This is a genomic window from Streptomyces lonarensis (genome assembly GCF_012033735.1).
Classification (GTDB): Bacteria; Actinomycetota; Actinomycetes; order Streptomycetales; family Streptomycetaceae; genus Streptomyces; species Streptomyces lonarensis.
Genome location: NZ_JAAVJD010000050.1, coordinates 20955 through 27407, shown reverse-complemented (window position 1 = coordinate 27407; position 6453 = coordinate 20955). Strand labels below are relative to the sequence as shown.

General features: G+C 71.5%; 7 protein-coding genes. 5 read left to right on the top strand and 2 right to left on the bottom strand.

All coding sequences use genetic code 11. The annotated features are described in order from the left end of the window. Positions 1-187: 187 nt before the first annotated feature. Positions 188-1402: a helix-turn-helix domain-containing protein gene (locus HCN56_RS09390; RefSeq protein ID WP_167969058.1), complete on the top strand. Its 1215-nt coding sequence runs from the start codon at positions 188-190 to the stop codon at positions 1400-1402. 341 nt (positions 1403-1743) lie between these two features. On the opposite strand, the gene HCN56_RS09385 is transcribed toward HCN56_RS09390, so the two are convergent. Then, positions 1744-3081 carry an NsdA family TPR-like regulatory protein gene (locus tag HCN56_RS09385; protein WP_167969057.1) on the bottom strand — a complete coding sequence of 446 codons (1338 nt, stop codon included), beginning with the start codon at positions 3079-3081 and terminating at the stop codon, positions 1744-1746. 265 nt (positions 3082-3346) lie between these two features. Between HCN56_RS09385 and HCN56_RS27510 the strand changes: the two genes are divergently transcribed. Further along, entirely contained in the window at positions 3347-3589 is a 243-nt protein-coding gene (locus HCN56_RS27510; protein ID WP_446696830.1) for a DUF7848 domain-containing protein, read from the top strand. Further along, positions 3586-3753: a hypothetical protein gene (locus HCN56_RS09380; protein ID WP_167969056.1), complete on the top strand. Its 168-nt coding sequence runs from the start codon at positions 3586-3588 to the stop codon at positions 3751-3753. The genes HCN56_RS27510 and HCN56_RS09380 overlap by 4 nt, the downstream gene beginning before the upstream one ends. Positions 3754-4010: 257 nt before the next feature. Here the strand turns inward: HCN56_RS09380 and HCN56_RS09375 are convergent, their stop codons facing one another. Next, positions 4011-4637 (bottom strand): TetR/AcrR family transcriptional regulator, encoded by a 627-nt coding sequence (locus HCN56_RS09375; RefSeq protein WP_167969055.1) that lies wholly within the window; start codon positions 4635-4637, stop codon positions 4011-4013. Between the two features lie 149 nt (positions 4638-4786). Between HCN56_RS09375 and HCN56_RS09370 the strand changes: the two genes are divergently transcribed. After that, entirely contained in the window at positions 4787-5545 is a 759-nt protein-coding gene (locus HCN56_RS09370) for an SDR family NAD(P)-dependent oxidoreductase (RefSeq protein ID WP_167969054.1), read from the top strand. A gap of 256 nt (positions 5546-5801) precedes the next feature. Continuing rightward, positions 5802-6395, top strand: coding sequence for a hypothetical protein (locus tag HCN56_RS09365; protein WP_167969053.1), 594 nt, complete (start codon positions 5802-5804; stop codon positions 6393-6395). The last annotated feature ends 58 nt before the right edge of the window (positions 6396-6453 follow it).

Genomic DNA, 6453 nt, shown 5'->3' with positions numbered 1-6453 from the left:
CCCCGCCGCCGTGCTCCCGCGCGCCGGGCGCGGGAAGCCCGGCGGCGGCCCGGCGCGCTGCGGGACGCACGGTGCGCACGTCGACCGCCCGGCCTCACCTCCCGGCACAACGCTGTTCGAGAGTCCGGTAGTTGCCGCTGGGTACCGTCCTGAGGCCGACCTCGGCACCGATCGGAAAGGCAGCAGAATGCGCGACAGCGACATGCACATCGGCGCCCGCATTGCCGAACAGCGACGGCTCGCGCACCTCACCGGGCGCGGTCTGGCACAGCGGGCGTCGGTCTCCTACAGCCTGCTGTCGAAGGTCGAGTCCGGGAACCGTCCCGCCTCCCCGGCCCTCGTCGCGGCGGTGGCGCGCGCCCTCCACATCGAGGCCAGCACCCTGATGGGGCAGCCGTTCCAGGACGACCAGCGCGACGCGCGGTACGAGGCGCCGCTGGCCGCGGTCCGGGCCGCGCTGGAGAACTGGGACGTGGCGCTGGAGCCGCAGACGGCACCCCGGCCGCTGCGGGAGGTGCACCGCGACGTGCAGCGCATGAACGACATCCGCCGGGGCGCCGACTACCTCGCCGTCCTCAGCGGGACACCCCCGCTGATCGAGGAACTGGTGCAGCACGCGCACCGCCTGGAGGGGCGGGAGCTGGAGCGGCTGCACCGCGCGCTGGCGTTCGCCTACCGCTGTGTCCACGACGCGACGCACAAACTGGGCCACCTCGACCTGTCCAACATCATCCTGGCCCGGATGGTCGTCAGCGCCGAGAAGTCCGGCGACCCGTACCTCGTGATGCTGACCGGATTCCTGCGGGCGCAGTCCTGCTTCTCCACCGGGCGGCACGACATCGGGCTGCGCCTCATGGAGCAGTGCCTCGCCGACGTGGCGCCGGCGGCCGACCGGGGCGAGACACCGGCGCTCTGCGTGCAGGGCAACCTGCGGCTGCGGGCCACCATCCTCGCCGCCCGCACCGCGCCCGGGGTGAAGGCGGCGGCCGACGCCGCCCGCGCCCACTGGGACGAGGCGTGGGAGACCGCGCGCCGCCTCGGTGGCGAGACCACCAACTACCTGCTCTCCTACGGCCCGTCCAACGCACTGGTGCACCAGGTCGCGCTGGAGGTGGAGGTGGGGGAGTACGGGCGGGCGCTGCGACTGGCGGCGGATGTCCACCTCGACGCGGGGTTCGCCCGCCGCTACCCGGACCGGGTCAGCCACCACCTGATCGACATCAGCCGCGCCCAGTTGTGGACGGGGGACCGCGCCGGGGCGTACGAGTCGCTGCGCCAGGCGCGCGCCGCCGCGCCGCAGCAGGTGCGGTTCCACCCCCAGGCACGGGACACCGTCCGCGCGCTGCGCCGCGCCGCGGACCGCGAGGGCGTCGGCGCCATGGCGCGGTGGATGGGCGTCTGACAGAACAGGCGCGGTTCCGAACAGAAGGCGACAACTGCGGTCAAGAGGGCGGTGTTTCACAAACTGTGAAACACCGCCCGCCCACGACCCGCCACTCTGGTGACCTTACGTGTTCCTGCTGTCACGGGAGAGATGATGCCCGAGCCGATTCCCTGGCCGGAGGGAACCCCGGAGCACATCCGGCGCCCCATTCCGCCGCTCTGTCCGACCTGCAACCGCATCCACCCACCGGCCCCCCACCCCGACCCCGCCGACGCCGACGACTGACGGCGACCCACGGCGGCGGCTGTCGGCTGCGGCTGTCGCCCACCCCGCCGCTCGCGGGCGGAAGTTCCCTGGTGTCACGCGGCCTTGGCCGCCGCGACCTCCGTCGCCTGGTCCAGTAGCTGCCGCACCGGGCGGGCGGCGCGATGCGGCCGGACCGCAGCACGCAGTTCGCGGAGGTGCTTGTCGCCCCGCCCGGTGCTGACACGCTGGTAGTGATCGAGGAAGTGCGTCCAACTGGCGCATGCCGCGTCGAGATGTCCGAGTCTGAGTTGCCGCTTCGCCAGCACGGCGTGGGCGTGCATCCGCCCTTGGCGTTCCTGCGGCGGCTGGACCCTGATCGACTCCTCGATCGCCCGGATACTCCCCGGCAGGTCGGCCAGTTGCTCCCGGACCTGGCCGACGTGGAACAGGTAGGCGGTGCGGTCGTACCCTCCGATGTGCTCGCGCTGCTCGTCGGCGCGTGACAGTGCGGCCTCGGCGGCGGCCAGGCGGCCGAGGGCCTGCCGCCGGTCGCCGGTCATCGCGGCGGCGTGTGCCTGTTGTCCCCTCAGGAACGCGGTCAACCGCGGTGAGGCGACCGGGGCGGCCTCGGCGGCGGAATCCGCCAGCGTGAGCGCCAGGTGACCGTGGTGCAGGCTGGTCGCCTGGAGGCTCATACCGCGCAGGGTTCGGCAGTAGGTGACGTGGTCGTCCGCGGCGGCTGCGAGTTCGAGGGCCTTCACGTAGTAGCGCTGCCCGAGACGATGGGCGTCGCCGTACATGGCCATCCAGCCGGTGAGGTAGACGAGATCAGCGGCAGCCGAGCGCATCGCCCGGCTCGTGTCCTCCGTGCCACCCGCCCGCAGGTACGGGCCGACGGTGTTCGCCAGGAAAGCGGCGGCCATCGGCCGGGCGTGCCCCTCGCCGAGTTCATCGAGGATGTCGGCGATCCGCTCCGTCATCAGCCGCACGGTCTCGACCTCGGCCGCTCCGATACGGCTCGTACGGCCCGACGAGACGGCGTGGGAGCGGGCGGCCAGTTCGGCGAACTCCGGTGGTATCGCGGCGGCTTCGAAGACGCCCCCGGCGAGGGTCGGACGGCGGCCCGGGTCGCTGTCGGCGGTCCCTATGTCGATCAGCTCCTCGACCAGTCCGCCCCCGGTGCTGCCCAATGACGCGGGAAAGCCGGCCTCCGCTGCGCTGACCGGTCGGCGCAGCCGGCGCGACAGTGCCTCGCAGACGAGTGGCCGTACGGCCGCACGCGGCACCGTTCCCGCGATCCAGTGCGAGACGGCCGACTGGTCGTACGTGAGCTCCTGGCCGTGCTCCCGCCCCACGCGGTTGACCGCCCGGGCGAGTTGGGTGCGTGTCCAGCGAGCCTGGTCGATGAGGTCCGCGAGCCGTGCGTTGGGCACGCGAGTGGATCTGGCCATGTCGACTCCCGACAGCGTTCATGGCGTTCACGGTCTCTCCGCGTTCTCACGGTATCGCTGTCAGTATCCGGATCGGTTAAATCGGGTGAATCCCCGCTGAGGAGCTGATCATGCCCGAGCCGATCGAATGGCCCGAGGGAACGCCGGACCACCTGCGGCGCCCGGTTCCCGGACCGTGCCGGACCTGTGCGCGACTGCACCCGACCGGTGCCACCTCCCCGCCCGAGGCGGTCGAACCGCGACGTGACTCGTCGGGTGACCCCCAATGAGCGGCAGGGTCTATCGGATGCGCGAGTACACGCTGTCGCCTGGTGCTCTCGACGGCTCGCTGCCGCAACTCCACCGAGCGCGATGCACGACATGCGGCGCCGCTGGCCCGGGGGCGCCCGGATCGGAAGAGGCGATGCGCTGGCCGCACGACCATGTCCGCGACCACCCGAGGCATCTGGAGTACGCGGAGGACATCTCCAGGCCGTACCAGCTGACCCCCGGGCGGTGGTTGCCGTGATCTGCCCGCAGTGCGTGGACGCCGGCCGCGAACCGGAAGGGGAACTGGTGATGGTCGCCGTGGTGGAGCAGATGTCCGGGCCCGGCTACACGCTGTGGGCCTGCACCGAGCACGCCGGGCGGCCCGATGCGGAACCGACCCCGCGGCCGGCACCCGAGCGATGACCACCGGGGCCGGCGACCCGCCTGCCCCGACCCTGGTCCCGCCGGCCCCTCGGCGGAGCGCCCCGCGAGGCGGAAGCGACCGCGTTGGCGGCTGGGCGTTCGGGCTCGTGCCCCGGCTCTGACGGGCGCGCGGAGATGCCTGCGTGTCCACCTGGCAGCCCACCGAGGTGGGCGGTCGGGTGGTGCCGTCGTGGAAGGTGATCGACGTCCACGACGGCCACGGCCACGGCCTGCCGGCCTCGACTCGGACCGGAGGGTCAGTCCCGGGCGTACCGGGCGAGCATGGTCCGCACGGCCTCGTCGACGGCGGTGTCCACCTCGTCGGCGGTGGGGTTCCAGTCGGTCAGCAGCATCCGGGGCCACAGCACGTAGTTGGCGATCATCCCGAGGAACTGGTTCGCCGCGCTCTCGGCGTCGGGGACATCGGCGTTGCCCGCCTCGTGCTCGGCCTGCAAGTAGCGCTGTACGGAAGTGAAGTAGGGCAGCTTGCCGAGCTGGAACTGCATCTGCCCCAGCTCGGGGAAGCGGGGCAGTTCGGCGATGACGATCCGGAACAGCGCCGCCATCGTCGGCCGACCGATCAGTTCGGCGTAGCGGTGGCCGACGGCCGTCAGTCCGGCGCGGAGGTCCCCGCTCTGCGGCTGGTCGACGGCGTCGGCGTCGCCGCGCTTCCAGGACTCGGTGACGATGGCCTCGAAGAGGGCCGCCTTGGTGGGGAACTGCTTGAACAGGGTGGACTTCGAGACCTCGGCGGCCTCCGCGATCCGCGCCAGCGAGGTGCCGTCGTAGCCGCGCTCCAGGAACAGCGCCGCGGCGGCGGTGGTGATCGCCTCGCGCTTCTGCTGGGCGAGCCGGCGGTGGTGTGCGGAGAGCTCTGCTGCCATGCGATCCAGTATGCCGCAGCCCCGAGGCGAGTCACTTGACTCGCCTCTTGTGGTGCACCTACCGTGATGAGTGGAAGGCGAGTCGAGTGACTCGCATCGCGTCCGCGGTGCCGGCTGACTCCGGCAGCCGCCCGGTGAGGGAGCAGCTCATGACCACCGACAAGATCGCTCTGGTGACCGGCGCCAACCGCGGCCTGGGCCGCGCGGCCGCCATCGCCCTGGCCACCCGCGGACTACGGGTCGTCGTCACCCACCGTGGCGACCCGGCCGGGGCGGAGAAGACGGTGAAGCAGGTGCAGGCGGCGGGCGGAACGGCTACTGCGCTCCGGCTCGACATCCGTGACGTCGACTCCTTCCCGTCCTTCACCTCCGAGTTGAGCGAGCAGCTGGAGCGCTGGGGAGCCTCGCGGCTCGACGTCCTGGTCAACAACGCGGGAGTGGGCGTCTTCGGGCCGCTGGAGGCGGTCACGGCCGAGGACTTCGACGCCGTGATGGGCACCAACGTCCGGGGCACGTTCTTCCTCACCCAGGCGGTCGCGCCCCTGCTGGCCCAGGGCGGCAGCGTCATCAACGTCTCGACGTCGCTGACCCGCCACACCAGCCCCGCCACCTCGGTCTACTCCGCCTCGAAGGCCGCTGTCGAAGCCCTCAGCCGCACCCTCGCCGGTGAACTCGGCGCGCGCGGAATCCGCGTCAACTCCATCGCCCCCGGGCCGACCGCCACCGACTTCAACGGGGGAGCGATGCGGGACAACGCCGAGATGCGCCAAGTGCTCGCCGGACAGACCGCCTTCGGCCGTGTCGGCGAACCCGAGGAGATCGGCGACGCCATCGCCACCCTGGCCACCGACGGCTTGCGCTGGGTCACCGCCCAACGCATCGAGGTCTCCGGCGGCGCCTTCCTCTGACCGCCCGCCAACGGCGGCGGGCGGGCGAGCCGCAGGCTGCCCCCGCCGGGGCCCGCACCGGCGCCCCCATCTCCCCATCATCGGCGCCGTTGATCGCCACAGATTGACCGCTCTGACCGAACACGCGGTCTCCGACGTTGCGACGACCAGCCGGTACGGCCCAGGTCGAGCCGGGTACGGCCGAGGTCGCGAGCTGCTCTATCGTCAGCGCGGTCAGCCGTGGCGGTGCCAGGGTGTGGTGGCTCAGAATCAGGGGATGGATGTCGTCCGGCTGCTTGAAGCCGCTGCCCGTTTGGTCCCCGAAGCGATCGCCACCGAGAACGACATCACGATCAACGATGTCTGGGACCACCTCACCCACGATGAGTGGGAGGTGGCCCTCGATATGCTGGAGGAACTTGGCGACATCCGCCCGCTTCCGCTCAGCTTCTGGAAGATGCTGGCCGCGGCCGCTGAGCAGATGCAGTTGACGAACAGTGCCGCTTGGTGCCACTGGCGCTGCAATGAACTCCGCGACGGGATCATCCGAGCTGACCTCACAGTCCGACCGGCCTACGAGGGCCGACGGCAGACCTCCTTCTCCGGAGCCGGCGTTCTCCGGCCGATGTGGAGCATCGGAAACCGAACCCCGACCGGCGAACCGACCCTCGACATCGCGCGCGTCTGGGTCGAGTACGCACCCTTCCTGGGCCCCGGCGAACGAACCTCGGTGCGACTCGCTCCCCTTGACCCCTCGCAGTGGCGGCACCTTCAGCCCGGCCGAACGATCACCATGCATGAAGACCGAACCATCTCTGGAACTGCTGTCGTCCTACAAGCCGACGGCCCTGCCCCCACGCCCACCGCATAGCACCTGCGGCCTACCGCTCCGCCGTTGGCGCAGAGAAGACCAGGCCCGCAGGCCCCTC

What these genes read in the sequence shown, in the direction of transcription:
- HCN56_RS09390 (WP_167969058.1), top strand. Translation starts at nt 188, where the DNA reads ATGCGCGACAGCGACATGCACATCGGCGCCCGCATTGCCGAACAGCGA.
- HCN56_RS09385 (WP_167969057.1), bottom strand. Translation starts at nt 3,081, where the DNA reads ATGGCCAGATCCACTCGCGTGCCCAACGCACGGCTCGCGGACCTCATC.
- HCN56_RS27510 (WP_446696830.1), top strand. Translation starts at nt 3,347, where the DNA reads ATGAGCGGCAGGGTCTATCGGATGCGCGAGTACACGCTGTCGCCTGGT.
- HCN56_RS09375 (WP_167969055.1), bottom strand. Translation starts at nt 4,637, where the DNA reads ATGGCAGCAGAGCTCTCCGCACACCACCGCCGGCTCGCCCAGCAGAAG.
- HCN56_RS09370 (WP_167969054.1), top strand. Translation starts at nt 4,787, where the DNA reads ATGACCACCGACAAGATCGCTCTGGTGACCGGCGCCAACCGCGGCCTG.
- HCN56_RS09365 (WP_167969053.1), top strand. Translation starts at nt 5,802, where the DNA reads ATGGATGTCGTCCGGCTGCTTGAAGCCGCTGCCCGTTTGGTCCCCGAA.